The sequence below is a fragment of the Pseudomonas sp. LTJR-52 genome (genome assembly GCF_003691465.1).
Classification (GTDB): domain Bacteria; phylum Pseudomonadota; class Gammaproteobacteria; order Pseudomonadales; family Pseudomonadaceae; genus Chryseomonas; species Chryseomonas luteola.
In genome coordinates, this window is sequence record NZ_CP033105.1 from 810,236 (window position 1) to 835,844 (window position 25,609).

The window sequence follows — 25,609 nt, forward strand, 5'->3', positions numbered from 1 at the left end:
CGATCCTTGGAGATGCCTTATGAATAACAACAATATGCAGGCAACAGCGGGTGCAACAACGGGTGTAGCGGCGAATGCGCCTCCTGCAAGGGAAGCGGCCATCCCGGTCAAAAGCGCCCGGCTCAAGCGCATCCAGTGGGTGGCACTGGCGCTTCTAGTGCTGTCGGGTTTCGTCAATTACCTTGACCGCAGCACATTAGCGATTGCCAATCAGACGATCAGCCAAGAGCTGTCCTTTACCCCTACCGAAATGGGGCTTTTACTTTCTGTCTTCTCTTGGGCGTATGCCGTCGCGCAGTTGCCCATCGGCGGCATTCTTGACCGTTTCGGCGCCCGTCTCACCTTGGGCCTGGGAATCTGCCTCTGGTCGATTGCGCAAGGCATGCTGGGATTACTCAGTAGCCTGAACCACATGATCCTGGCGCGTATCGGCCTGGGTATCGGTGAGGCCCCTCAATTTCCGGCCGGCGCTAAGGTTGTCAGCGAGTGGTTCAACATCAAGGAGCGAGGGCTGCCGTCTGGCATCTTCAACATGGCATCCTCCCTCGGGCCGGCAATTGCCCAGCCGATTCTCGCCGCGCTGCTTCTGGGCCTGGGCTGGCGGGCGATGTTCATCGCCATGGGCGTCATGGGTGTGGGCGTGGCAATCGTCTGGTACACCGTCTATCGCAACCGTGATGAGGTCAGCCTTACCGCGCAGGAACAACACTATCTCGACGAAGGCATGGCCAAGGGTGAAAGCACGGGCCGTATGACCTTTGCTGAATGGCGTGGACTCTTCAAGCTGCGTGTGACCTGGGGCATCGTGTTTGGCTACGTCGGCATCATCTACATGCTGTCGTTGTACCTGACCTGGCTGCCTGCGTATCTGGAGCGGACCCATCATCTGTCCCTTGCCAGCGCAGGTTGGGTCGCCAGTATTCCGTTCCTCGCCGGAGCGGCGGGTGTGATCAGCGGAGGGCTCCTGGTTGACCGCGTGATCCGTGGCGGCGCCAGCGTCAGCCGCAGCCGTAAATGGCCGATCTGCGGCGGCCTGATCGGCGCAGGCTTCTTCACGGTCCTTGGCGCCTATGCCCAGGGCGTCGTCCCGGTCATGGCGTTATTCAGTGCGGCACTGTTCTGCCTGAATGTAGCAGTAGCCGGCACATGGTCCCTCGTCAGCGTGGCAGTACCGTCACGCATGGTGGCCTCCCTCGCCAGCATCCAGAACTTTGGCGGCTATTTTGGCGGTGCCTTTGCTCCAGTCGTGACCGGTATGGTCGTGCAGCAGACCGGCTCGTTCACACTCGCCCTGGTCATCGCAGCCCTGATCGCACTGCTCGGCGCCGCAAGTTACTTCTTTGTCGTCAAGCTTCCTGAAAAAGGAGGCCATCTGGCTTCTCGCTGATCCCTTAACGTTCAACACAACAGGACTTCTTATGCAGATGCCACATAACGCCTTCAAGGCAGCGCTCAAGAAAGACCAGACCACCTACGGCATCTGGGCCGGCTTTGCTACAGGCTACGCGGCGGAAATCATTGCCAGCCTTGGCTACGACTGGATGCTCATTGACGGTGAGCACGCACCCAATACCGTGCCCACGATCCTGGCGCAGCTCCAGGCCGTCGCACCCTATGCCACTCAGCCCGTGGTACGGGCCGTAACCGGTGACAGCGTGCTGATCAAGCAGCTACTCGATATCGGCGTCCAGACCCTGATGGTGCCTATGGTGGAAACAGCCGAGCAGGCGCGTGAGTTGGTCCGGGCCATGCGTTATCCACCCCATGGTATTCGTGGGGTTGGCGGTGGGCTGGCCCGTGCAACCCGTTGGGACGGCGTACCGGATTACTTGGCTACTGCCCATGAGGAGCTTTGCCTGATCGTACAGGTAGAGTCGGCCAAGGGGGTCGAGAACGTCGAAGCGATTGCCGCGGTAGAAGGGGTCGACGCGGTCTTTGTCGGTCCAGCTGACCTGTCCTCGGGGTTGGGCTATCCCGGCAACCCGGGTCATCCCGATGTGCAGGCCAAGATCCGGCACGCCATCGATGCCACCCGCGGCGCGGGCAAAATCAGCGGCATTCTTGCCCCTCAAGAGGATGACGCTCGCCGCTACCAGAGCTGGGGCTGCCAGTTCATTGCCGTGGGCATCGATATCAGCCTGATGCGTCAGGCAGCCCTGGATAATCTGCGTCGTTACAAGGAAGGCCCGGCCGTCAGCGCGCCTTCGCGAACCTATTAAAACAAGAGGACTCGGCCATGACCCAACCGTATCAGAATTTCATCAACGGTGCCTTTCAGGCTAGCAGCGAACACTTAGGGGTTTTCAATCCCGCCAATGGTGCACGCTTGACCGACGTGCCTGCCTCTAATGGCGATGATGTAAACCGTGCCATTGAGGCCGCACGCGCTGCTCAAAAAGCCTGGGCAAAAAAGCCCGCTATAGAGCGCGCTGGGTACTTGCGCAAAATCTCCGCCAAGATCCGCGAGCATGCGCCTCGGCTGGCGCGCATCCTCACTGAGGAGCAGGGCAAGGTCAGCGGCTTGGCTGAAGTCGAAGTCAACTTCACGGCTGATTACATTGACTACATGGCCGAGTGGGCACGCCGCATTGAAGGTGAAATCATCACCAGCGACCGGCCCAACGAAAACATTTTTCTGTTCCGTAAGCCCTTGGGTGTGGTCGCCGGCATCCTGCCTTGGAATTTCCCGTTCTTTCTCATTGCCCGCAAGATGGCTCCAGCTTTAGTAACGGGCAACACCATCGTCATCAAACCCAGCGAAGAGACGCCGATCAACTGTTTCGAATTTGCCAAACTGGTCGCCGAAACGGACTTGCCTCCTGGCGTGTTCAATGTCGTCAGTGGGGCAGGGGAGGTCGGGGGAACGCTCAGCGCCCATGCTGGTGTCGACATGATCAGCTTTACCGGCAGTGTGGCTACGGGTGCCCGCATCATGGCGTCGGCTGCACCCAACCTCACCAAGCTCAACCTTGAACTCGGCGGCAAGGCACCGGCTATCGTGCTGGCCGACGCTGATTTAGATCTCGCCGTCCGCGCCATCCGCGGCTCACGCATCATCAATACCGGACAGGTCTGTAACTGTGCCGAGCGCGTATACGTCGAGCGTGGCGTAGCCGATGAATTCATCTCACGTGTCAGTGCTGCCATGAGTGAAACGCGCTACGGAGATCCGCTTGCCGACCCCTCGGTAGAAATGGGCCCGCTAATCAATCAGGCCGGGCTCGATAAAGTTGCCGAACGTGTGCGTACGGCAGTCAGTCAGGGCGCTACGGTCGTCTCCGGTGGCAAGGTCGCAGATATTCCCCAAGGCTTCCACTACGAGCCTACCGTGCTGGCCGGTTGCCGAGCGGATATGGCGATCATGCGTGAGGAAATTTTTGGTCCCGTCCTGCCAATCCAGATCGTTGACAGCCTGGACGAGGCAATCGCCCTGGCAAACAACTCCGAATACGGCCTCACCTCATCCGTCTATACCCGCAGCCTGAGCAAAGCCATGCAAGCCTGCCGCGAAATCGACTTTGGCGAAACCTACATCAACCGCGAAAACTTCGAAGCCATGCAAGGCTTCCATGCAGGCGTACGCAAGTCAGGGATTGGCGGCGCGGATGGAAAGCATGGGTTGTATGAATACACCCATACGCAGGTGGTTTATATGGAGTGCTAACAAGATTGCCCACCTAAATGGGTGGGCATCTTTAATTTGAACGACTTAATTTTATTTGCGTATTAAAAAGTTATTTACCAAGAGCCATAAGGTACACCGTGTGTGTCTACATACTTCTTGGATATCTCAGATAGGAGGCTGTATTTACCGCCAGATGTGCCTTCATACGGTCCTGCTTTAGCTACAGCGCTTTTTCTTAGGATAATTTATTAGATCGTTGCCTCTGTTTGATCCTTTAATAATTAGGCAGAAACCTTGTAATGAGTTTGCCTGGTATTAAAGATCAAGAGTCTGGTCAGAAGAAGGTTTCTCCTGCATAAGCCTTGAATTATGGTTCATTGACCTATTTTTTGGTTGCGAGCATAAGCGACCAAATCTTTGGGATACACCATGTGACTGATTTGGCTGTCATCTATGCCATAAAGATAGGCTACAGCGCCGGCTTCGAAAGCCCAGTAACCGAAGTAAGCACCTTCGGTTGAGGTCATACTAAGATGGGTATCATGCCACGTTGTACGTTTGAATGACGGATACCATTCTTTACAATACTGATTTAGAAGTTTTGAGGCCTCATCTTTAGTTTCGGCATACATTGCATGTATCAAGGTAGTGTAAGGCTTATCATGGTACCATTCATCAATTTCTGCACGATTGGGTAGTACACTTCCTACAAGCTCTTCATAAAGCGTATCTTCAGCTGCATATCCTGGATCAACAATTTTAGTAATACGCTCTAGGAGATCCTTGCGATTAAGTAATACAGCTATTCCGATCAGTTGGAGGCAATCTTCATAATCTTCAAGTTGGTCAAGACCTAGAGGCGACATCCTGGGTTCATTTTCATAACGCCCGAGAGCTAGTTGATAGTTCTCGTAGGCAGAAATTACTTTTTCGAAAGAGTCTTCGATCTGCTGTATTTGCTGTCCAGCTGTATAATCAAGAATCCAGGCCATAAACTCATTTCGAGCTATTAGCATAGTTGCAACTGACTCGGCTTCTTCAGGCGTATCCGCTTGCGGTTTGGTGATTTTTAAGAGTTCGATATCTTCTAATAAATAATTTCTCATGTTTTCGTAATATGGTGAGATCAAGAAAATTTGTCGAGCTTGCATTTGCTACGGCTCCGCAAAGATTAGTTGGGTTTCCATATCTTTTTGCTAATGCTATTTAGTAAAGTCCTGACTCCATTTCATCTATAATTAGATGCGGCATTCATGTGACTTTTAGGAGCGTATTTTTAGTAGCAGGCCTCACATGGCGTATTGGTAGGCTGCTCGAATGATCGAGAGGAGCATAAGGATTATGAATCTATCAAATTTTTATTTAAGCTATGGGAGAAGTAAATTTTGATGTAGATGGTTGGTTGTAATTTCGCCTATAGTTAATTTCATGTAAGTATTTAGATGCAAATTATTTTATCGTTTGTCGGTTAGAAATATTTAAATTGCCTGATTTTTGACCTTTAAGTTTTACATTAAGTTGGTGTTTTGATGTTTTTGATGTTTTTGATGTTTTTGATGTTTTTGATGTTTTTGATGTTAGAGATATGTCTTCTAAGAAATTGGCCGCTAACCGCACTTATGAAGCGGTTAGCTTAAGCCTTTTGTAGGTCAACTAGACGTAACTGGGTTTATATGTTCTAGGTATAGAGGCTAGTTGAGGTGTTTTGGACGGTAGGTTTTCATCGTGTTGTTGCCATCGGCTTATTAGGCTTAAAAGCATAGGATTGTTTATTTGAGATCCGTATACATTTTCAAGCGAAATAGGCTTTTGAGCTAGCTCCCTGATACGGCCTAAGGTACGGGGTAAGCGTCTCCTTTCGGCAGCGGCGAAGCTAATAGCTTGTTCGAATTGCTGCCTGCGTAGACTTAAGGAAACTTCTTGGTGTCGGTGTAGGGCGTCATATTTTTGCCAGGCTTGCTTTTCCCATAACTCTAAGTTTTTTTGATAACTATAGATTTCCTTTTCTAACCATTCTTGCTCGCGTTTGGTCAAGCTTTGACCTCCCTGCGCAGCGCTAGCTTTCCAGCGTAACAGCGTTGCATGACAAGCCGGAACATATCCAGCCACTGTAAAGTGTTGCGACATGGAAGCTAGCTGTGCAACGAATAACGCTCTGTCAGGCATATCATTTTTAATGTTGGCTGCATAATAAGTACACCCGGCTTCTTCAATTCCTGAACATTCCGGTTGCCAAAGCACTGAGGTAGTTTCCCCTTTGCCAATAGGGAGCGGTAGAAAGTGATGGAGTGTCCCGTGGTGCTGATAGCTGTCACCTTTTAGATTGACAACACCCGCCAAAAATGCCGCGCCGCCTATCCCTGTCGCCCCTGTAATAAGTGCCGCTATTCCAGGGATAAATATTCGCTGGTCTGTGTCCATCCATGTTGCAGGTAGACTTGGAATAGGATCGTTATGGTTAACAAGCCGATGATGGATTAGTTCGGATGCACCTTCGACAAATTTTCTATCGCCAGCGCGAGGTGCGCCGTAGGTGTACAATAATACATCATAATTACGTTCCTCTCGACGTAGCCATTCAGCTAATAAAAGTGCAATGGCCCCCCCTAAACTATGGCCGTTTACGACAATCTTTTGACCAGAATAAAAGTTGAATAGGTAAGGCTTTACAAATTCTTTAACCGCAAGGAAGGCCTTATAAAATCCGCGATGCGCCTGCCCTATGCCTTCTTCATAAGGGACTTGTTTAGCATCTATATCGCGCGCGAAGTCTGGCCACTCTTGCGTACCCCTGATACCAATTAAAATCATTCGATCATCATGGCTAATATACGCTTGGGTATTAGTGTTTGTGTCGTTTAGACTGTGCAACTGCCAAGGTTTTTTTTGTTCATTTTCTTTTGTGTAATAGAGTGGGTCGAAGGGAATGATTTCTAACCTTTTGGAGTAGGGAACTTCTTCTAAAATAAGATGGTAAGGAGTAACGTCTTTAAAGCGCGCAGGCTCTTCATTTAATGCGCCAGTTTCGATGTGTGCTAGTCTGCTGTTTAAGATATAGCCAATGCTGCCAGGGAAAGGATAAGTTGGAGGCATATCTTGGCCTTCAGCATATTTCTCTCCAAAATCTGAATAAGCTAGAGTAGTAAGCAGTGAGAGTTGATAGGCATCAAGCGCTGAGAATTCTGATGTTAGAGAGAGTAATGGTCGGCGAGCTGTTAAAGCTTTGATTTCTAATAGGTGATGTTTATTAGGTGCAAGACCAATGCCAAAAGATTTACCGTCATGCTGATTTGAATTAGATGCAAGTCTGATTGAAGGGCGTGGTGCTAATATATTAGATGCAGGGGGGAGATGACTAGTAATCTCCACTAAGTCACGTACTTCTACTCGATAAAAGTCAGCATTCTCCTTGACTGCCAACTTAGGGTTTGTACTTAATTGATTGCTGTTTCGCCTTTGGGTTTGCTCTGCTGCAGCTTGTAGTTGTGTAATAGGAAGAGAGAAATTTTCACGGGTTGTTATTTTGTCGTACCAGCTATCAATGTCTCCTTTGTATTTTTCAGGGAATCTGAGGATAGAAGGTCCACAGTAAATATTACTAATCTTAGCATATCCTTTCTCATCAAGAGTCCCAGTGTATTCCTGGCCCTGGCTATCTATTAGAGAATAGGATAGGTTTGCGTAAGGGTCGCTTTGTCCAAATTCATCAACCAAACGGAAGCTAACCCAATTATTTTTTCGGGGGCAGCTTTGTCTTTGGCTATTAAAAGCTTTATTGAATGTCTCATCCATGAGTTTTATTCCGTGCAGTTCGGATAGACCGTACACACGCGGCCGTCCATAATGAATTCCCTAAAAGTGGGAGGGGTTTGGCATCTTATATATTTCTTTGTTTCAATACAGGGCTTCCAACCAGATTCTGTTTTTAACCAAGATCCTCTGAAAAATGGACGCTCTTCTTTAGAGTTTTGGATTTCAACATTAATGGTTTTTCCGTCAAGCTCATCGCGTCTTACCGAAGTGCCTACGCCGTCACGTTTGTCATAGTCGTCAGGTACTTGCCAGTTTTCGTCAGCGCCATGACATACAAGGCCTTTAGTGAATACGTCGTTTTTACCCATTAGCCGAAATAGCCACATGCACTTTCCCTTTAAACTCAGCCTTCCGCTGGCAGGAAAATGCTTAGCTGTTTCCGGCAAATTTGTATAAACACCTATTCGTCCACCATCGCGACCAAAATCCCCATCTTTGGGACTGTATTTAGCGAACACGGTTAGATCTACATTCACCAACTTCATTTCGCATCCGGCCTCGTGATACGACAGTGGTATCCGATAGCTAAAGTCCTGTGGCTTGTCTTTGTATTCTGCTCGATGTTGCTCAATGTGAGTGCGAGGAACATAGCCACCCATTCCCACACTATAAAAAGTGCAGGTGGCTGGTTCGCTCTGTTGGTAGTAGGCAGTAGTTTGAAAAGAGTAGTTTTCAGGGATTTTGCCTGTTAGATCAAAGTGCTTGCTACTAGAATAACTGACACTACTAATAGCGCCTTCCTTTATGAAAGTGCCAACCCAAGAGCAAGATGTAAGGGCTGATAGAATTAAAAGTAGAATAAAATTTTTCATTTTTCTTGAGGCCTGAAGAAACTCTGGCAGCGATTAAAGTGTGCTAAGGGAAGCTCGTCTGGTAGGGGCTCCCAGGCTGGGTGATTGAGTTGGTTTAATCTGTTGTGCATAAGCAGGAAAAATAGCTGATATGCATCTTTCCATTGGTAGATTTCAACTTTAGTTAAACAGTCTTTCAGCCATGTGCGTATATGTAGTTTCTTGGCCAGCTCAGTTGTTTCGGCTGGTTGGTTTTCCCATAGCCACTGTTCCAGGTTTAGGATATTAATTTCTTGCTTTATCTCGTCTGGTTCGGAGTAGAGCCAAGGGAAAGGCGCTTCTGGTAACTGAGAGAGGCTAGGGTTTGGATTGTTATATTCTTTCCATTTTTCCAAGTGCCAATATAAAACACTTTCAAAGGGTCCTAGAAGATAAGGAGCTTGTTCACGTTTCAAATAGGCGAGGCTTCTAGCTATTACGCGGGGGTCTTGAAAACGGTAAAGGGATATTTGCTCATCTTCATGTATTTCTATCCTGGCCTGTAAGTGTTTTTTTATAGCAGAAAATTCATGAAATTCTGTACAGGCTAACCAACCCCAGTCCCTTTCTGGATGTTGAATTAGACGTTGAATAGCTACGTTGCCCATGTCTTCAATTCTGATTAGCCAAGGCGCGATGGCAGAAAGCTCTTCATAAGGCGTACCCTGGTAAAGATTGGCGTATTCCTTGATGGCCCCTGAGCCGAATAGCTCCGGTATAGGGTTAGGTTCGGCTAATGAGTCAATAATTAAATAAAGCGATCGCTGCTTATTTGTTTGGGTTTGGATCCACGAATAGACGGGGCTCATCTTGCTGAATGTCCTATATCACATACACCTTCACGACATGCCTCGCATATTGGGCAACGGCTTGCACCTAACTGCCGGGCCCTTATAGCCATTTGCAGTTGTACATTGGCTAGTGCTAGCTTGGGTGGTTTCCCCGCCTTATTACTATCCGCTGCCCATGGAACAAGCGGCCCCAGGATCTGAATGCCGGAGCCAACACCAGGGCTTCCGCCTGAGTTGATGTTTACCGCTGCCCCCATCAACGTAACGCCACTAGGATCCAGCTTTATAAAGGCGCCGCCTGCCTTGGCGGTCAGTTCAAGGCCTGCTTCGATGACGACTTTGCTTCCGGCATACAGGTGGATTTCATTACCGGTCTCGATGTATTGCCCATTGCCCAGTTTGATGTGCTGGGTCTGGCCCACCGTGAGGTGGTCATTAGCCTTGATCTCGGTTTTACGGTCCAGGTCTGTTGTGTGGTGCTCTTCAGCCTTGAACTCCGTGTAGCTATTCGCCTCGATACGGTCGTGGCGCTCATGGCCGACGCGAATTTTCTGGTCGTGCTCAATGTTCTCGTCCCAGTCTCGCTGGGCGTAGATATAAATCTGTTCCTGACCTTTCTTGTCTTCGATGCGCAGTTCGTTATACCCACCACCGCCCGGTGTGCTGAGTGTTTTGAAGACGGTGCGTGTCTTGTTAGCGGGCAGGTCGTATGGGATGACGTTTTCCTTGTGATACAGGCAGCCGGTGATCAAGGGCTGATCAGGGTTAGCCTCAAGAAACGTCACCAGCACTTCCATCCCAATACGGGGAATGGCGATGCCACCGTAGCGGTCACCGGCCCAATTACTGGCTACACGAAGCCAGCAGCTGGTCTGCTCGTTGGCTTGGCCTTCGCGGTCCCAATGAAACTGGACCTTTACGCGACCGTATTCATCGCAATGGATTTCTTCGCCTTGGGGACCTGTCACGACGGCCGTCTGACTTCCCAAAACAGCGGGCTTGGGATGCTCAAGAGCCGGGCGGTAGGGGATATCCCATGGGGTAGCGGTAAAGCGGTTGCGGTAGCCCTGGGTGAAACCATCCTCTTTGGAGACATCACTGATGACGGACTCTTCCAATACCTGAGGTTGGCGACCTTCATGGAAGACTTCCTGGATAAGCCAGAGGGCATTCCAGGACGTGCGTGGGTGGTTGCTCAACGGGAGAAAGTATCCGCTGACCAAGCCCGCGTCGCTTTGTCCCTCTGCGAGTTGTGAATCAGCCTGATGGCGCTCCAATGCGCGTTGGGCAAGGTGTTTGCCCCGGGTACGATCGGTAAAGCGGCCCGGATAGTCATAGTCCTCCAGATCAGGGGAGGACGGACCCTGGTAGGCTGCCTCCATCAACAGGCGTGGCTTCTCGAAGTTGTAATCGCGGCGTGTAACCCGGCTGGTTCGCGTCGCCAGGCGCACACCGAAACGGCGAACGACTTCATGCTGAGCCGCTAAGCCAGAGTCTTGCTGATAAGGCACAGATGAGAGCTTGGGGAAGACCGTTTGATCATCTCCAAAAACGAGCACATGACCGCTGCTGCTGTGCTGAAAGTGGTAGCTCAGGCCTTCTTCTTCACAGAGACGCTGGATGAAATGTAGGTCGCTCTCATCGTATTGAACACAGTAGTCCCTCGGTGGATAGACCGTCTTGCCAAGCTGGAAGCGGTAGGCTCCTTCAAACAAGCCATGCTCCTTGAGGATCGCTTCGATGATCTTGGGGGCGGTAAGCTGCTGGAAAATGCGCTGATTAACGCGGTGCGCCAGGTAGGCCAGTTGAGGCACAAGGCTGACACGGTAGCGCATCAGGCGCTTGCCTGAGTTGCCTTGAGCGGCGCGGTAGACCAGCCCGTGAACACCGAAGCCGCTAGGGCCAAAAGCAAGGTAGGCCGGCTTGTGCAGCAGGCTTTCCAGATCGAGATCAGGCTGTTCGCTGACAAGCTCGATATCGAAACGATACGTCTGATTGAGGGCTTCGTGGCCTTCAAAGCTCAGGACCTGCAGGTCTGTCGACAGGCCTTCGAGCGAAAGGGTGATATGGCTTTCATTTGCGTCCAGCATCCTGCTGAGCCTTCTTTCCTTGAAGAACAGGGCGCGGAGAGTGCCGAACTAGACCATACATTACCGTGAGCTGTGTCGCAATAATGGCTATAGGGCAATAAACCTGCCCGAATGGTTAGACCCATCCCTCCAGCCGCATTGTTGCGCGAACCAGACGTTGCTCTTCCTGTTCGATCTCCCGCAGATTGTCACGAATACTGTGGATATGGTCGAGCGCCGCGCGACGGGCCTGATCGGGCAAACGCTGGGTAACAGTCTGATAGAGGCGGGTGTGCTGGCGGTCGATCTGCCTGCGTTGCGGCGGGCGGTGATAGAGGTTGGCGATACAGGCAAACACCGATCCGAGCAGCAGATCATTCAACGACTGGAGGGTATGCACCAGGACGGGATTGTGTGACGCCTCGCTGATGGCGAGATGAAACGCATGGTCCAATCGGGCATGAGTATCTGCGTCCAACGCTTCCGGGTTTTCACAAGCCTCGCACAGCGCCTGATAACGTCGGCCAATCAACACAAAGTCCGCCTCCGTACCGCGCAAGGCTGCCAACCGGGCGGCTTCTCCTTCGAGCAGGGCGCGCACTTCGAGCAGGTCGAAGAGCGTACGGGGTTGACTGCCAAACAGGTGCAGCAGTGGGCTGGTGTCATTCGAGGCGCTGAGGCGAGCTACAAAGGAGCCGCGGCCCTGGCTGGTTTCAATGATGCCCCTTGCTCTCAGCACACCGAGTCCTTCACGCAGGGCCGCCCGCGAAACCCCCAGCTTGTCGCACAGGCGACGCTCGGAGGGCAGGGCTTGCCCGACCTTTAATACGCCATCGACGATCAACCGTTCGATTTGCTCGCTTACAGCATCGGCAACCTGTCTTCGCTTGGTGACTTCAAGAGTGCTCATGGCTCTGGTCTGACCAGTTGGTAAAGGCTTAGTGGGCATGAGTGCCTGGTCTTTCGTCAAGGTGCATGGCGCCTGTGGGGCTAAGACTTTCGGCTAAGGCTGAGTATTGAAAAACTGGTCTGACCAGCTTTTAGTGGCATAGACGTCTTGGCAAACGGAGAGTAAAAGAAAAGCACGTAGCCTTGAAAGGCCCAGGCCCTCCGGCACAAAAACAACAAGATCGGTACTCTGGCAATGAATATCCTGTATGACGAACGCGTCGATGGCGTACTGCCCAAGGTCGACAAGGCCAGTCTGATTAAGGCACTGGAGGCAGCGCTGCCTGGCGTTCAGATCCTCCACGCACGCGAAGACCTGAAACCCTACGAGTGCGATGGCTTGTCGGCATACCGCACGACGCCCATGGCCGTCGTGCTCCCGAATACCATTGAGCAGGTGCAGACCTTAATGCGGCTCTGCCATGAGCGTAACGTCCCGGTCGTTGCGCGGGGAGCAGGGACGGGGCTTTCCGGTGGTGCTCTACCGCTGGAGCAGGGCGTGCTGCTGGTCATGGCGAAATTCAATCGGATCCTTGAGGTTGACCCGGATGCGCGCCGTGCACGGGTTCAGCCCGGCGTGCGCAACCTGGCGATTTCCCAGGCAGCCAATCCTTACGGGCTGTATTACGCCCCGGACCCGTCCTCCCAGATCGCCTGTTCCATTGGCGGCAATGTGGCTGAGAACGCAGGGGGCGTGCACTGTCTGAAATATGGCCTTACGGTTCATAACATCCTGAAGGTCGACGTCGTGACCATTGAGGGAGAACGTCTGACCCTGGGTAGTGAGGCGCTCGACACGCCCGGATTTGATCTGCTGGCCTTGTTCACAGGTTCGGAAGGGCTTCTAGGTGTGGTGGTGGAGGTGACCGTCAAGCTTCTGCCCAAGCCACAAACGGCCAAGGTGTTGATGGCCAGCTTCGACAATATTGAAAAAGCCGGTCGAGCAGTCGGCGATATCATCGCTGCAGGCATCATTCCTGGCGGTCTGGAAATGATGGATAACCTTTCCATTCGAGCGGCGGAAGATTTCATCCATGCAGGCTATCCGGTGGACGCCGAGGCTATCCTCCTGTGTGAGCTGGATGGGGTGGAGTCTGACGTTCATGCTGACTGCGATTGCGTTCGTGATGTCCTGGCTCGGGCCGGGGCCACCGAGATTCGGCTAGCCCGGGACGAGGCCGAGCGGCAGAAATTCTGGGCAGGCCGCAAAAACGCATTCCCGGCAGTAGGCCGGATTTCTCCCGATTACTACTGCATGGACGGCACCATTCCCCGCCGTGCATTGCCGGGCGTTCTCAAGGGAATTGCGGATCTGTCCGAGCACTACGGCCTGCGGGTTGCCAACGTCTTCCATGCCGGGGACGGCAACATGCATCCGCTGATCCTGTTTGATGCCAATCAGCCGGGCGAACTTGAGCGCGCAGAAGAGCTGGGCGGCAAGATCCTCGACCTGTGTGTGGAGGTAGGTGGCAGCATCACCGGTGAGCACGGCGTAGGGCGAGAAAAGATCAACTCCATGTGTACGCAGTTCAAGCCTGATGAATTGACGTTATTTCACGCCGTCAAGAAAGCCTTTGATGAGAAGGGATTGCTCAACCCGGGCAAGAACGTGCCGACGCTGCACCGCTGCGCTGAGTTTGGCGGCATGCATGTACATCACGGCAAGCTGCCTTTTCCTGAACTGGAGCGCTTTTGATGGACGCCATGACTGCTTCCCATGATGCTTCTCAGACGCTTCAGGACGAAGTGCTGCAGGCTATTGAGCAACGTCAGCCGCTACGCATCCGGGGCGGCGACAGCAAGCGTCACCTGGGCCGACCGGTAGACGGTATGGAAATCGATGTGCGCGCCCACCGAGGCATCGTTACCTATGATCCCACTGAGCTTGTAGTAACGGTACGGGCGGGCACTCCACTGGCTGAGTTGGAGGCTGCGCTGGAAGCCAACGGCCAGATGCTGCCCTGCGAGCCGCCGCATTTCGGACCGGGCGCGACGGTAGGCGGCATGATTGCGACGGGCTTTTCCGGCCCGCGTCGGCCTTGGGTAGGCTCGGTACGGGATTTCGTTCTGGGGACCCGGGTCATCACAGGCGAGGGCAAGCACCTGCGCTTTGGCGGTGAAGTCATGAAGAACGTGGCGGGCTATGACCTGTCTCGTCTGCTGGCCGGGAGTTTTGGTTGTCTGGGGCTGATCACCGAGGTGTCTCTCAAGGTTCTGCCCAAGCCGCGGACGTGTACCCGTCTAAGGGTGGAGCTGGATGCCCCGCGCGCGCTGAGCAAGCTGGCCGAGTGGGAGCGCCAGGCCATTCCGCTGGCAGGGGCCTGCCATGATGGCCGCGCATTACATATTCGTCTGGAGGGCGGTGAGGGTTCTGTCGCGGCCGCTCGGGATCGCATTGGAGGTGAAGACCTGTCCGTTGCGTACTGGACGGATCTGCGCGAGCACCGACTGGAATTTTTCGCTGATCCACGTCCACTGTGGCGCCTGTCGCTACCCAATCACATCCCCGTATTGGAGCTGCCCGGCTCGGTCCTGATGGATTGGGGCGGTGCCCAGCGGTGGCTGAAAAGCGATATGGATGCCGCCACGCTCAGGCCTCTTGTCGAGCAGGTCGGGGGGCATGCCACCTGTTTCACGCCTGATATCACGCGCGAGCCATTCCACCCACTGGCACCTGCGCTTCTCAAATATCAGCGTCAGCTCAAGCAGCAAATGGACCCGCATGGGCTGTTCAATCCTGGTCGACTGTATGCGGAGCTGTAATGCAAACAATACTAAGTGAAGAAGCACGTCGCCTACCGCAGGCAGCGGAGGCCGAACGTGTACTGCGTAGCTGCGTACACTGCGGCTTCTGCAACGCGACCTGCCCGACCTATCAACTGTTGGGCGATGAGCTGGATGGGCCTCGCGGACGTATCTACCTGATCAAGCAGATGCTGGAGGGCGGACCCGTAACAACGAAAACACAACTGCACTTGGACCGCTGTCTGACCTGTCGCAACTGTGAGACGACCTGTCCGTCCGGCGTGACTTATCACAATCTGCTGGATATCGGTCGTGCCGAGCTGGAGCGCCGCGTGCCTCGCCCCATGAGTGAGCGCCTCCTGCGTGCCAGCTTGCGCACCGTGCTGCCGCGTCCTGCGTTATTCAAGGCACTGGCGGGCGCAGGGCAAACACTGCGCCCACTCTTACCGGATGCGCTAAAGAGCAAGCTTCCTGCCGATCCGCTCCCCGCGGGAGAGCGTCCGGCGGTACGTCATGAGCGACATGTGTTGATGCTGGAGGGCTGTGTTCAACCAGGACTATCGCCCAACACCAACGCTGCAACGGCGCGGGTGCTGGATCGCTTGGGGATTAGCGTGGTCGATGCGCCGCGAGCAGGATGCTGCGGCGCCGTTGAGTTTCACCTTAATGCCCAGCATGACGGGCTTGACCGTGCCCGCCGCAATATCGATGCCTGGTGGCCTGCTGTGGAAGCAGGCGCGGAGGCAATTGTACAGACGGCCAGCGGTTGCGGCGCATTCGTCAAGGATTACGGTCATCTGCTGAAGGATGATCCCGCCTATGCCGCCAAGGCCCGCCGGGTATCCGAACTGGCAAAGGATATCGTCGAGGTGGTTCGTGCCGAGCCGTTGGAGCGGCTGGTGGTGAATGCGGATCACCGGTTGGCCTTTCATTGCCCCTGTACCCTGCAACATGCCCAGAAGCTGGGCGGCGCTGTAGAGGAGGTCTTGCAGCGTCTGGGCTATACGCTGGCGCCAGTGCCGGACGCCCATCTGTGCTGCGGCTCTGCCGGCACCTATTCGCTCACTCAGCCGGAGCTGTCTCGTCAGCTGCGAGACAACAAGCTCGCCGCGCTCGAGAGTGGGCAGCCCGATCTGATCGTTACTGCCAATATTGGTTGCCAGACCCATCTGGGCGGTGTTAGTCGTACACCGGTCCGACATTGGATCGAGATTGTCGATGCCGCTCTGAATTCCGAACCCTACCATCCTCACGTGGAGAATCTGCATGCAAAGCAAAGCCGTCCTGACCGTCACTGAAGTGAATCGCATCCTGGAGGCCGCACGCGCCGAGGCCGAGCGCAACCAGTGGGCCGTCTCCATTGCGGTAGTGGACGATGGCGGACATCCGCTGGCGCTGCTCAGGCTCGACAATGCCGCGCCAACCAGCGGCTACATCTCTACGGAAAAAGCCCGGACCGCAGCCCTGGGGCGCCGTGAGTCCAAAGGGTTTGAAGACATGATCAATGGCGGACGCACCGCTTTTCTGTCCGCGCCGGTGTTGGCTGGCATGCTGGAGGGTGGTGTACCGGTCATGGTCGAGGGACAGGTTGTCGGCGCGGTAGGCGTTTCAGGCGTCAAGGCCGATCAGGATGCACAGGTGGCCAAAGCGGGTGCTGCGGCTGTTTTGGGTTGAACTGATAAGAAGAACACAGGGATTACGACATGACTCAACGCACTTCTTGCCATCGCTTACAGGTAGCCACCTCCTTGCATCGCTTTGTCGAGGAGCAAGTGTTGCCCGGTACGGGAATCGATAGCGCTGCTTTCTGGCAGGGCTTCGATGCTCTGGTGCATGACCTGGCACCGCGTAACCAGGCACTGCTGGCCGAGCGTGATCAGATCCAGGCAAAGCTGGATGACTGGCATCGTGCCAATCCTGGCCCAATCAAGGACATGGCAACCTACCGCCGCTTTCTGGAGTCGATTGGCTACCTGCTGCCGCAGCCGGAGAAGGTCCAGGCGATCACAGCCAATGTCGATACTGAAATCGCGCAGCAGGCTGGTCCGCAACTGGTTGTACCGGTGCTCAATGCGCGTTATGCCCTAAACGCTGCGAATGCGCGCTGGGGCTCACTTTACGATGCAGTCTACGGCACCGACGCCATTCCAGAGGACGAAGGCGCCGAGAAGACCAAGGGCTATAACCCCGCGCGGGGAGCCAAGGTCATCGCTTACGCCCGCGACTTCCTGGACCGGACCGTTCCGCTGGCCAAAGGCTCCCATAAAGAGGCTACGTGCTACCGGGTCGACGGCGGCCGTCTCGTGGTAGACATGAAAAATGGTGCCTGCGAGCTGGCCGACCCGTCCGCCTTTGTCGGCTATCAGGGCGATGCGTCCGAACCATCGGCCATTCTGCTCAAGCACAACGGCCTGCATTTTGAAATTCAGATCGATCGCCACTCCCAGATCGGCCAGACCGACTGTGCTGGTGTGAAGGACATCCTGATGGAGTCGGCCGTCAGCACCATCATGGATTTGGAGGACTCGATTACTGCTGTGGATGCACAGGACAAGGTCCTGGCTTACCGTAACTGGCTGGGCCTGATGAAGGGCGATCTGGCTGAAGAAGTGACCAAGGGTGACAAGCGTTTCACGCGTACGCTCAACCCGGACCGTGAGTATACGGCGGCCAACGGTGAGAGCCTGTCGCTGCACGGCCGCTCGCTTCTGTTCGTACGTAATGTCGGTCACCTGATGACCAACCCGGCCATTCTGTATGCCGATGGTCAGGAGATTCCTGAAGGCATCATGGATGCGGTGATGACCGTGACCATCGCCCTGCATGATCTGGCGCGCCGTGGCAATTCCCGTACCGGCTCCATTTATATCGTGAAGCCAAAGATGCACGGACCGAAGGAAGTGGCTTTTGCGGCTGAATTGTTTGGACGGGTCGAGTCCATGCTGGGACTGCCTGCCGACACGATCAAGATGGGTATTATGGATGAGGAGCGCCGTACCAGCGTCAACCTCAAGGCCTGTATTGCCGAGGCGGCTTCCCGCGTGGCCTTTATCAATACAGGTTTCCTGGATCGCACCGGTGACGAGATGCACACCAGCATGGAAGCGGGTGCGATGCTGCGCAAGGGCGACATGAAAGGAAGCAAGTGGATCGCCGCCTACGAGCGCAACAACGTCCTGGTTGGTTTGTCCTGCGGGCTGCGTGGCCGCGCCCAGATCGGTAAGGGCATGTGGGCCATGCCTGACCTCATGGCCGCCATGCTGGAGCAAAAGATTGGTCATCCCAAAGCAGGCGCCAATACCGCCTGGGTGCCATCGCCTACGGCTGCGACCCTGCATGCGCTGCATTACCATCAGGTCGATGTGCAGGCGATCCAGCAAGAACTGGAGCAGGTCGATGTCAACGCCGCTCGTGACAGCATCCTGAACGATCTGTTGACCATTCCGGTTGTCGAGTCTGCCAACTGGTCTGCCGAGGAGATTCAGCAGGAGCTGGACAACAACGCCCAAGGCATTCTGGGTTATGTCGTGCGCTGGGTAGACCAGGGTGTCGGCTGCTCCAAGGTGCCGGATATCCATAACGTCGGCCTGATGGAAGACCGCGCCACACTGCGTATCTCTAGCCAGCATATTGCCAACTGGTTGCGCCACGGCGTAACTAATCAGGCACAGGTGATCGAAACGTTGCAGCGGATGGCCCGTATCGTGGATGAGCAAAACGCAGGTGACTCCCTGTATCGCCCCATGGCGCCCAACTTCGAAACGTCCTATGCCTTCCGGGCCGCCCGGGACTTGGTTCTAAAGGGACGCGAACAGCCTAACGGTTACACCGAGCCGCTGCTTCACGAGTGGCGATTGAAAGCCAAGGCAGGCTTGTAAAAGCCTTGAAAAGGGACGCTAACAGCGTCCCTTTTTCGTTGGCTCAAGCAAGGATCAGGTGGGTGACCGAAGCTGACTGTCTGGTCGCATCATGAACCTATGGCTCTTTTAGCGTGTTCGCTACACTCAGGGAATACTCACAAAAAAGCGCCGGATACCCTGCGCCTCTGCTGGAGGATTGCCCCATGGCTGACTACCAAGCTCCCCTACGTGATATCCGTTTCCTGCTCAACGATGTGTTCAGGGTGCAGGAGGCGTGGCAGCAGTTACCTGAGCTGGCGGAACGGGTCGATACCGAGACGGCCGACGCCATCCTGGAAGAAGCGGCCAAGGTGGCTGCCCGCACCCTGTCTCCACTCAACCGCAATGGGGATGAAGAGGGCTGCCGTTGGGAAGGGGGCAAGGTGATTACGCCAAAAGGCTTCCGGGAGGCGTATACCGTCTATGCCGAAGGCGGTTGGGTAGGCGTAGGCGGTGACCCCGAGTACGGTGGTATGGGCATGCCCAAAGTGATTTCTGCTCAGGTCGAGGAAATGGTCCATGCGGCCAATCTATCCTTTGGCCTGTACCCCATGCTCACAGCGGGCGGTTGCCTAGCCATCCATGCCCATGCCAGCGAAGAGCTGAAAACGAGGTACCTGCCCAACCTCTATTCCGGTGTATGGGCAGGCTCCATGTGCCTGACCGAGCCCCATGCCGGCACAGACCTGGGCATCATCCGCACCCGTGCCGAACCGCAGGCGGATGGCAGTTATGCCATTACCGGTACGAAGATCTTTATTACAGCCGGTGAGCATGACCTGACGGAAAACATCATCCACTTGGTGCTTGCGAAGCTTCCGGACGCACCCGCCGGCTCCAGAGGCATTTCACTTTTCCTCGTTCCAAAGGTCTTGGTCAATGAGGACGGCAGCCTTGGCGAGCGCAATACCCTGGCGTGCGGCTCCATTGAGCACAAGATGGGTATTCACGGCTCCAGTACCTGCGTGATGAACTTTGATGGCGCCAAGGGTTATCTGGTCGGTGAGCTCAATAAAGGGCTGGCTGCCATGTTCACTATGATGAATTACGAACGCTTGGGTGTAGGTATTCAAGGGCTGGGAGCAGGGGAGCGTTCCTATCAGAGTGCCGTTGAGTACGCCCGTGAACGCCTGCAAAGCCGCGCGGCAACCGGCCCGTCTGCGCCCGATAAGGCGGCTGACCCTATCATCGTTCATCCTGATGTGCGTCGCATGCTATTGACCATGAAGGCTCTGAACGAAGGCGGTCGTGCATTTTCTACCTATGTTGCGATGCAGCTCGATATCGCCAAGTTCAGCAACGATGCTCAGGCGCGCTCACGTGCCGAAGGCATGGTGGCGCTATTGACTCCTGTAGCCAAGGCTTTCCTGACAGATCTGGGGCTCGAGATTTGCGTGCATGGCCAGCAGATCTTTGGTGGGCATGGGTACATTCGTGAATGGGGACAGGAGCAGTTGGTACGAGACGTTCGTATTACCCAGATATACGAGGGCACCAACGGTATCCAGGCGCTGGATCTGATGGGGCGCAAGGTTGTAGGTTCGGCGGGAAGCCTGTATCGGCCTTTCTCGGAAGAGGTCAGAGCCTATATCGAAACACTGAATAGCAAATCGTCCGAGTTTGCCGAACCGTTGCGAGCAGCGCTGGATAACCTGGACGCCCTGACCGAGTGGGTCATGAACGAGGCCAAAACCAATCCGAACGAGATAGGTGCAGCATCGGTGGAGTACCTGCATGTGTTGGGTTATACCGCCTATGCCTACCTGTGGGCACGCATGGCTGAAGCCGCATTGAAAAGTGATCATGCCGAGCTGCGCAATAGCAAGGTCGCAACGGCGCGGTTCTACTTTGCCCGACTGCTGCCTCGCATTCATTCGTTGACGGCTTCGGTAAGGGCAGGCAGCGGCGTGCTGTATGAGCTGGAGGCCGCACAGTTCTGATGTAAGCAAATACTTACAGGATGTTGCATGACTTGGCTCTATTAACCCTACATTTATAGGGAATATCATTCAGCTATCGAGTTCAGCGCAGGAAGCGCCCAAGTTAAAACAGGGAGTTAGAGGACTGCACCAGGACGGTGCCCGATACGGAAATCCTCCATAGTCTGCAAAGCCCCGCTACGGCGGGGTTTTTTCTGCCTGGCATTCGAGGAACCGACTCCCGTGCAATAGGTCCTATAGCTGTTTCGACGGCCTGTTACGAGGAGCTTGCAAATGGACCTGATCAGAATCATCTGCGCCATCATCCTTCCGCCCCTAGGCGTTTTCCTCCAAGTTGGTCTCGGAGGCGCTTTCTGGTTGAACATCCTGCTGACCATTTTGGGCTATATTCCAGGCATTATTCATGCTGTCTGGATCATCGCTCGGCGCTAGTCCAAGCAATGGATAATTCGGCCCGCGATTGAATTAATTTAACGCGGGCCGCTTCGCTTTTCGTTTTTTCGTGCATGCTTGCCGTACTGCGGCTGCCTTGCAGCAGGTGGCCGCTTTTTCATTCATGACTGATATTGAGTAACGCATGAATCGTGAGTCGCCTGTCGATCAGCAAAGCTTTCGTCGAATCCTGAGCCGTAACCTGACTCTGCCATTAGGAATCGGTTTTCTTACTTCGGCGTTCTTTGTTGCTGTCGTTTATTACCTTCTTTCTGTAAACCAGTGGATCGAGCATACCGATCGGGTTATCAGTAGCAGTAACAATGTATTCAGGCTCGCGGTAGATCTGGAAACAGGTATGCGGGGTTATCTGCTAAGTGATGATCAATCCTTTCTTGAGCCCTACCAGCGTGCACAGGCTACGTTTCAGCCTCAGTTGGATGAGCTGAAAAGTCTGGTGTCAGATAACGAAGTCCAGCTACGTCGGCTTGAGCGCATTGAAAGCTTGCATCGTTCCTGGCGCGAATATGCAACACGAATGATCGCGTTGAATCAGCAGAACGGCGACTTCATGAAGCACGTACGCGACGGCGAAGGCAAAGACTTGATTGATGCTATCCGTCGCGACTTCAATGATTTCATTGCATTCGAGCAGCAGCAACGAGCCGAGCGTAGTTCAACGGCCAGTCAGGCCACCATCATCATTGTTGCGTCATTTCTGTGTGTTAGCCTCTTGCTGAGCGGTCTGCTGGCCTTCTTGGGGCGCCGTGAACTGACGCGCTTGTCTAATACCTACACCACAGCGCTGGATCAGCAGCTTGATCATACCGAGCAAATGCAACGGCAGGCTTGGTACCGTGCTGGACAGATGCAGCTCTCCGAACAGGTAATTGGCCAGCAGACACTGCCTCTGCTAGGGCAAAGCATCCTACAATTCCTGGCCCGTTATCTGGGCGCTTCTGCGGGAGCGATCTATATCGTCCAGGACGATAACCGCAAGCTGGAACGCGTAGCCGAATATGCGTTGAGCGAAGAGAACCTTTCCACGAGACGCACGCTGGCCCTGGGTGAAAGCCTGGTGGGACAAGCGGCTCTGGAGTCGCGCATCATTGAGCTAAAGGATCTGCCGCGTGATTATCTGAAGGTCAGCTCGGCTGTTGGCGAGACTACTGCTGCAGCGGCCCTCATCGTACCGATTGAAAGTGATGGTATGGTCAATGGTGTGGTGGAGCTCGGCTTTACCCGCAGTCTGGAAGCGCGGGATACCGAGTTGCTCAAGCTTGTCTCCTCGGCGATTGGTTCCTCCATCGAGTCCGGTAAATACCGTCAGCGCCTGCAAAAGCTATTGGCTGAAACCCAGCAGCTCAACGAAGAATTGCAGGTACAGCAGGAAGAACTCCGCACCGCCAATGAAGAGCTCGAAGAGCAGTCCCGTGCGCTCAAGGAATCTCAGGCGCACCTCGAGCAGCAGCAGGCGGAGCTTGAACAGACCAACGAGCAGCTCTCCGAGCAGACCCATGAGCTGCAACAGCAGCGCGACATGCTCGACGAGCGCAACAGCCTGCTCAATGCAGCGCAGACTGAGCTGGAAGAGCGGGCCCGCGAGCTTGAGCGTGCCAGCCAGTACAAGTCCGAATTCCTGGCCAACATGTCCCATGAACTACGGACACCGCTTAACAGCTCGCTTATCCTGGCCAAGCTGCTGGCCGATAACACGGATGCGAACCTTACTGCCGAGCAGGTCCGCTTTGCAGAGTCCATCTATTCTGCTGGCAATGACCTGCTCAACCTGATCAACGATATCCTCGACATTTCCAAGGTCGAGGCAGGCATGCTGGAAATCAGGCCTGAGCAGGTGTCTGTCAAGCGTGTTGTCGACACCCTGAAAAACTCGTTCAATCCCGTGGCCGATAGCCGTGAGCTGTCTTTCACGGTGGATCTTGCCGACGATCTGCCTGGCTTTGTGTACTCGGATCGGCAGCGTATCGAACAGATTCTCAAAAACCTGCTTTCCAATGCATTCAAGTTTACCGAGCGAGGCGGCGTCACGCTCAAGGTGACGCTCGACCAGAATCAGGTCGCGTTCGCGGTCACCGACTCGGGCATTGGGATTGCGCCAGATCAGCAGGAAGTCATCTTTGAAGCCTTCCGTCAGGCCGATGGCGCAACGACCCGTCGTTACGGCGGTACCGGTCTGGGACTTTCCATTTCCCGCGACTTGGCCAAGCTGCTGGGGGGCTCTATTGAAGTGCAGAGCGTTCCGCAGCAGGGCAGTACCTTCACCTTGCGCCTACCCCTGCAATATGAGCAGCCACTCATTGCCGACGCACCTGCTTCCCGTGTTCAGGCCGCTCCCGCACCGCGTTCTGCCAGCGAGGCGCCAGCTCCAGTCGCGGTTGCTGCATCCGTTGCTGCCGCGCCGTCATCGGCGCCAGTGACGGCTGACGAAATAAGCCCGGCCCGACCGAGACCATTCCCGGACGACCGCGAAAGCTTCCCCTTCCCGGATCGCAAGGTACTGGTGATTGAAGACGAGCCGCAATTCGCGCGTATTCTTTACGATCTGGCCCATGAACTGAAGTACAGCTGCCTAGTGGCGCACGGAGCTGATGAAGGCTTTGACATCGCAACCGAGTTCACGCCGGATGCCATCCTGCTGGACATGCGCCTGCCCGACCATTCAGGCCTTACCGTGCTTGAGCGGCTCAAGGAAAACCCCCATACACGGCATATTCCGGTGCATGTGGTGTCGGTCGAGGATCGAGTCGAAGCAGCCATGCATATGGGGGCCGTTGGCTATGCCATGAAGCCCACCACCCGTGATGAACTCAAGACCGTCTTCAGTCGACTCGAAGCCAAGTTTTCGCAGAAGATGAAGCGCATTCTCCTGGTCGAAGACGATGCGCTACAGCGCGACAGCATTACCAAGCTCATCGGTGATTCTGATGTGGAAATCACGGCAGTAGAGCTTGGCCAGGAAGCGCTTGAGCTGCTGCGCAACAATATCTACGACTGCATGGTAATCGACCTCAAGCTGCCCGATATGGAAGGCAACGAGCTGCTTGAGCGCATGGCCAATGAGGAAATCTGCTCCTTCCCGCCGGTCATTGTCTATACCGGGCGCAGTCTGACCCGTGACGAAGAAGCGAACCTGATGAAGTACTCGCGTTCGATCATCATCAAGGGAGCCCGTTCGCCCGAGCGTCTGCTGGATGAGGTCACACTCTTCCTGCACAAAATCGAAGCCGACATGCCGCCTGAGCGCCAGAAAATGCTCAAGACTGCCCGCAGCCGCGACAAGGCATTCGAAGGTCGCAAGCTCCTGTTGGTAGATGACGACGTACGCAATATCTTCGCCCTGACCAGTGCGCTCGAGCAGAAGGGAGCAATCGTCGAAATCGCCCGCAATGGTCTTGAGGCGGTGGAGAAGGTACAAACAATCGAGGGTATCGACCTTGTACTCATGGACATCATGATGCCAATGATGGACGGCTATCAGGCCATGCAGGAAATTCGCAAGATTCCTTACCTGCAAAAACTACCCATTATTGCCATTACTGCCAAGGCCATGAAGGACGACCAGGAGCGTTGTCTGCGTGCCGGTGCCAATGACTATCTGGCCAAGCCTGTCGATCTGAACCGGCTGTTCTCATTAATCAGGGTATGGATGCCGTCACTGGAGAAGCTGTAACCATGTGTCCCGACCGTACCCTGGATATTGAGCTGCGCTTGCTCATCGAGGGTATCTATTTCAAATACAGCTACGACTTTCGGGACTATTCCGGCGCTTCGCTCAAGCGCCGAGTGCTCCATGCGCTGTCGAAGTTTGAATGCGAAACCATTTCAGAGCTGCAGGCTCGCGTGCTGCATGATCCGCAGCTGTTCAGCGAGCTGCTCCAGTTTCTGACAATTCCGGTCAGCGAGATGTTTCGTGACCCCACCTATTATCTGGCCATTCGAGAGCACGTAGTCCCTGTGCTAAAGACCTATCCATCGCTCAAGATCTGGATTGCCGGTTGCAGTACGGGGGAAGAAGTCTATTCCATGGCCATCCTCTTCAAGGAAGAGGGGCTGCTGGACCGTACGTTGATTTACGCTACCGATATCAATCCACAATCGCTGGATCGTGCCCGGCAGGGCGTCTTTCCGCTGGAGCGGGTGCGTAAATACACACAAAGCTATCAGCAGGCCGGCGGCAAGAGCTCCTTTTCCGACTATTACACAGCCGCCTATGATGGGGCGCTGTTTGATAAGTCACTGATGGCCAATGTCACCTTTGCCGACCATAGCCTGGCTACGGACATGGTGTTTTCCGAGACACATTTCATCTCTTGCCGAAATGTCCTGATCTATTTCAATAAGGGCTTGCAGAATCGCGCGTTCGGTTTGTTTCATGAGTCGCTGTGCCACCGGGGCTTTCTCGGACTTGGCAGCAAGGAGTCGCTCGATTTCTCTGCCTATGCGGGTCATTTCGAACCGGTCGTCAAAAAAGAACGACTTTTCAGGCGGTTATAATC

18 protein-coding genes are annotated in these 25,609 nt (G+C 54.4%); 12 read left to right on the forward strand and 6 right to left on the reverse strand.

Annotated features, from left to right (window positions below):
- The first annotated feature begins 19 nt into the window (after positions 1 to 19).
- Genes EAW52_RS03725 through aldA form a run of 3 tightly spaced genes read left to right on the forward strand, consistent with a single transcriptional unit; the run spans position 20 to position 3,664 of the window.
- The gene (locus tag EAW52_RS03725; protein ID WP_122041460.1) at positions 20 to 1,387 is read left to right on the forward strand and encodes an MFS transporter; all 1,368 of its coding nucleotides are present in this window, start codon (positions 20 to 22) and stop codon (positions 1,385 to 1,387) included.
- 31 nt (positions 1,388 to 1,418) lie between these two features.
- Positions 1,419 to 2,219: an HpcH/HpaI aldolase/citrate lyase family protein gene (locus EAW52_RS03730; protein WP_122041461.1), complete on the forward strand. Its 801-nt coding sequence runs from the start codon at positions 1,419 to 1,421 to the stop codon at positions 2,217 to 2,219.
- A gap of 17 nt (positions 2,220 to 2,236) precedes the next feature.
- Entirely contained in the window at positions 2,237 to 3,664 is a 1,428-nt protein-coding gene (gene aldA, locus EAW52_RS03735) for an aldehyde dehydrogenase (protein ID WP_122041462.1), read from the forward strand.
- A 335-nt stretch (positions 3,665 to 3,999) separates the two neighbouring features.
- Here aldA and EAW52_RS03740 read toward each other — a convergent pair whose 3' ends face one another.
- From EAW52_RS03740 to glcC, 6 genes are all read right to left on the reverse strand, one after another.
- Positions 4,000 to 4,776 carry a PoNe immunity protein domain-containing protein gene (locus tag EAW52_RS03740; RefSeq protein WP_122041463.1) on the reverse strand — a complete coding sequence of 259 codons (777 nt, stop codon included), beginning with the start codon at positions 4,774 to 4,776 and terminating at the stop codon, positions 4,000 to 4,002.
- Between the two features lie 502 nt (positions 4,777 to 5,278).
- Positions 5,279 to 7,417, reverse strand: coding sequence for a lipase family protein (locus EAW52_RS03745; RefSeq protein WP_122041464.1), 2,139 nt, complete (start codon positions 7,415 to 7,417; stop codon positions 5,279 to 5,281).
- A 5-nt stretch (positions 7,418 to 7,422) separates the two neighbouring features.
- Positions 7,423 to 8,250: a hypothetical protein gene (locus EAW52_RS03750; RefSeq protein ID WP_019364492.1), complete on the reverse strand. Its 828-nt coding sequence runs from the start codon at positions 8,248 to 8,250 to the stop codon at positions 7,423 to 7,425.
- On the reverse strand, positions 8,247 to 9,077 hold the full coding sequence (locus EAW52_RS03755; RefSeq protein WP_122041465.1) for a DUF4123 domain-containing protein: 831 nt from the start codon (positions 9,075 to 9,077) through the stop codon (positions 8,247 to 8,249). The genes EAW52_RS03750 and EAW52_RS03755 overlap by 4 nt, the downstream gene beginning before the upstream one ends.
- Positions 9,074 to 11,149, reverse strand: a complete 2,076-nt coding sequence (locus EAW52_RS03760; protein ID WP_122041466.1) for a type VI secretion system tip protein VgrG — start codon at positions 11,147 to 11,149, stop codon at positions 9,074 to 9,076. Before EAW52_RS03760 ends, EAW52_RS03755 begins: the two co-directional genes overlap by 4 nt.
- 115 nt (positions 11,150 to 11,264) lie before the next feature.
- The gene (glcC, locus tag EAW52_RS03765) at positions 11,265 to 12,038 is read right to left on the reverse strand and encodes a transcriptional regulator GlcC (RefSeq protein ID WP_010796003.1); all 774 of its coding nucleotides are present in this window, start codon (positions 12,036 to 12,038) and stop codon (positions 11,265 to 11,267) included.
- Between the two features lie 234 nt (positions 12,039 to 12,272).
- Between glcC and glcD the strand changes: the two genes are divergently transcribed.
- From glcD to EAW52_RS03810, 9 genes are all read left to right on the forward strand, one after another.
- Complete coding sequence (gene glcD, locus EAW52_RS03770; protein ID WP_122041467.1) at positions 12,273 to 13,772, forward strand: glycolate oxidase subunit GlcD; 1,500 nt, start codon at positions 12,273 to 12,275, stop codon at positions 13,770 to 13,772.
- An 8-nt stretch (positions 13,773 to 13,780) separates the two neighbouring features.
- Positions 13,781 to 14,839, forward strand: a complete 1,059-nt coding sequence (gene glcE / locus EAW52_RS03775; RefSeq protein WP_122044712.1) for a glycolate oxidase subunit GlcE — start codon at positions 13,781 to 13,783, stop codon at positions 14,837 to 14,839.
- Complete coding sequence (gene glcF, locus EAW52_RS03780) at positions 14,839 to 16,119, forward strand: glycolate oxidase subunit GlcF (protein ID WP_122041468.1); 1,281 nt, start codon at positions 14,839 to 14,841, stop codon at positions 16,117 to 16,119. The genes glcE and glcF overlap by 1 nt, the downstream gene beginning before the upstream one ends.
- Positions 16,088 to 16,495, forward strand: coding sequence for a heme-binding protein (locus tag EAW52_RS03785; RefSeq protein WP_010795999.1), 408 nt, complete (start codon positions 16,088 to 16,090; stop codon positions 16,493 to 16,495). Before glcF ends, EAW52_RS03785 begins: the two co-directional genes overlap by 32 nt.
- Positions 16,496 to 16,524: 29 nt before the next feature.
- Positions 16,525 to 18,699, forward strand: coding sequence for a malate synthase G (locus tag EAW52_RS03790; protein ID WP_122041469.1), 2,175 nt, complete (start codon positions 16,525 to 16,527; stop codon positions 18,697 to 18,699).
- A 185-nt stretch (positions 18,700 to 18,884) separates the two neighbouring features.
- Positions 18,885 to 20,660, forward strand: coding sequence for an acyl-CoA dehydrogenase C-terminal domain-containing protein (locus EAW52_RS03795; RefSeq protein WP_122041470.1), 1,776 nt, complete (start codon positions 18,885 to 18,887; stop codon positions 20,658 to 20,660).
- A gap of 273 nt (positions 20,661 to 20,933) precedes the next feature.
- Positions 20,934 to 21,092 (forward strand): YqaE/Pmp3 family membrane protein, encoded by a 159-nt coding sequence (locus EAW52_RS03800; RefSeq protein ID WP_122041471.1) that lies wholly within the window; start codon positions 20,934 to 20,936, stop codon positions 21,090 to 21,092.
- A gap of 145 nt (positions 21,093 to 21,237) precedes the next feature.
- Complete coding sequence (locus EAW52_RS03805) at positions 21,238 to 24,783, forward strand: response regulator (protein ID WP_122041472.1); 3,546 nt, start codon at positions 21,238 to 21,240, stop codon at positions 24,781 to 24,783.
- A 2-nt stretch (positions 24,784 to 24,785) separates the two neighbouring features.
- Complete coding sequence (locus EAW52_RS03810) at positions 24,786 to 25,607, forward strand: protein-glutamate O-methyltransferase CheR (protein ID WP_074826865.1); 822 nt, start codon at positions 24,786 to 24,788, stop codon at positions 25,605 to 25,607.
- Positions 25,608 to 25,609 lie beyond the last annotated feature (2 nt).

Coding starts and splice junctions, on each gene's coding strand:
- EAW52_RS03745 (WP_122041464.1), bottom strand. CDS start 7,417: ATGGATGAGACATTCAATAAAGCTTTTAATAGCCAAAGACAAAGCTGC.
- EAW52_RS03755 (WP_122041465.1), bottom strand. CDS start 9,077: ATGAGCCCCGTCTATTCGTGGATCCAAACCCAAACAAATAAGCAGCGA.
- EAW52_RS03740 (WP_122041463.1), bottom strand. CDS start 4,776: ATGCAAGCTCGACAAATTTTCTTGATCTCACCATATTACGAAAACATG.
- EAW52_RS03790 (WP_122041469.1), top strand. CDS start 16,525: ATGACTCAACGCACTTCTTGCCATCGCTTACAGGTAGCCACCTCCTTG.
- EAW52_RS03805 (WP_122041472.1), top strand. CDS start 21,238: ATGAATCGTGAGTCGCCTGTCGATCAGCAAAGCTTTCGTCGAATCCTG.
- glcE (WP_122044712.1), top strand. CDS start 13,781: ATGACTGCTTCCCATGATGCTTCTCAGACGCTTCAGGACGAAGTGCTG.
- EAW52_RS03795 (WP_122041470.1), top strand. CDS start 18,885: ATGGCTGACTACCAAGCTCCCCTACGTGATATCCGTTTCCTGCTCAAC.
- EAW52_RS03785 (WP_010795999.1), top strand. CDS start 16,088: ATGCAAAGCAAAGCCGTCCTGACCGTCACTGAAGTGAATCGCATCCTG.
- EAW52_RS03725 (WP_122041460.1), top strand. CDS start 20: ATGAATAACAACAATATGCAGGCAACAGCGGGTGCAACAACGGGTGTA.
- EAW52_RS03750 (WP_019364492.1), bottom strand. CDS start 8,250: ATGAAAAATTTTATTCTACTTTTAATTCTATCAGCCCTTACATCTTGC.
- EAW52_RS03730 (WP_122041461.1), top strand. CDS start 1,419: ATGCAGATGCCACATAACGCCTTCAAGGCAGCGCTCAAGAAAGACCAG.
- glcC (WP_010796003.1), bottom strand. CDS start 12,038: ATGAGCACTCTTGAAGTCACCAAGCGAAGACAGGTTGCCGATGCTGTA.
- EAW52_RS03810 (WP_074826865.1), top strand. CDS start 24,786: ATGTGTCCCGACCGTACCCTGGATATTGAGCTGCGCTTGCTCATCGAG.
- EAW52_RS03760 (WP_122041466.1), bottom strand. CDS start 11,149: ATGCTGGACGCAAATGAAAGCCATATCACCCTTTCGCTCGAAGGCCTG.
- glcF (WP_122041468.1), top strand. CDS start 14,839: ATGCAAACAATACTAAGTGAAGAAGCACGTCGCCTACCGCAGGCAGCG.
- aldA (WP_122041462.1), top strand. CDS start 2,237: ATGACCCAACCGTATCAGAATTTCATCAACGGTGCCTTTCAGGCTAGC.
- EAW52_RS03800 (WP_122041471.1), top strand. CDS start 20,934: ATGGACCTGATCAGAATCATCTGCGCCATCATCCTTCCGCCCCTAGGC.
- glcD (WP_122041467.1), top strand. CDS start 12,273: ATGAATATCCTGTATGACGAACGCGTCGATGGCGTACTGCCCAAGGTC.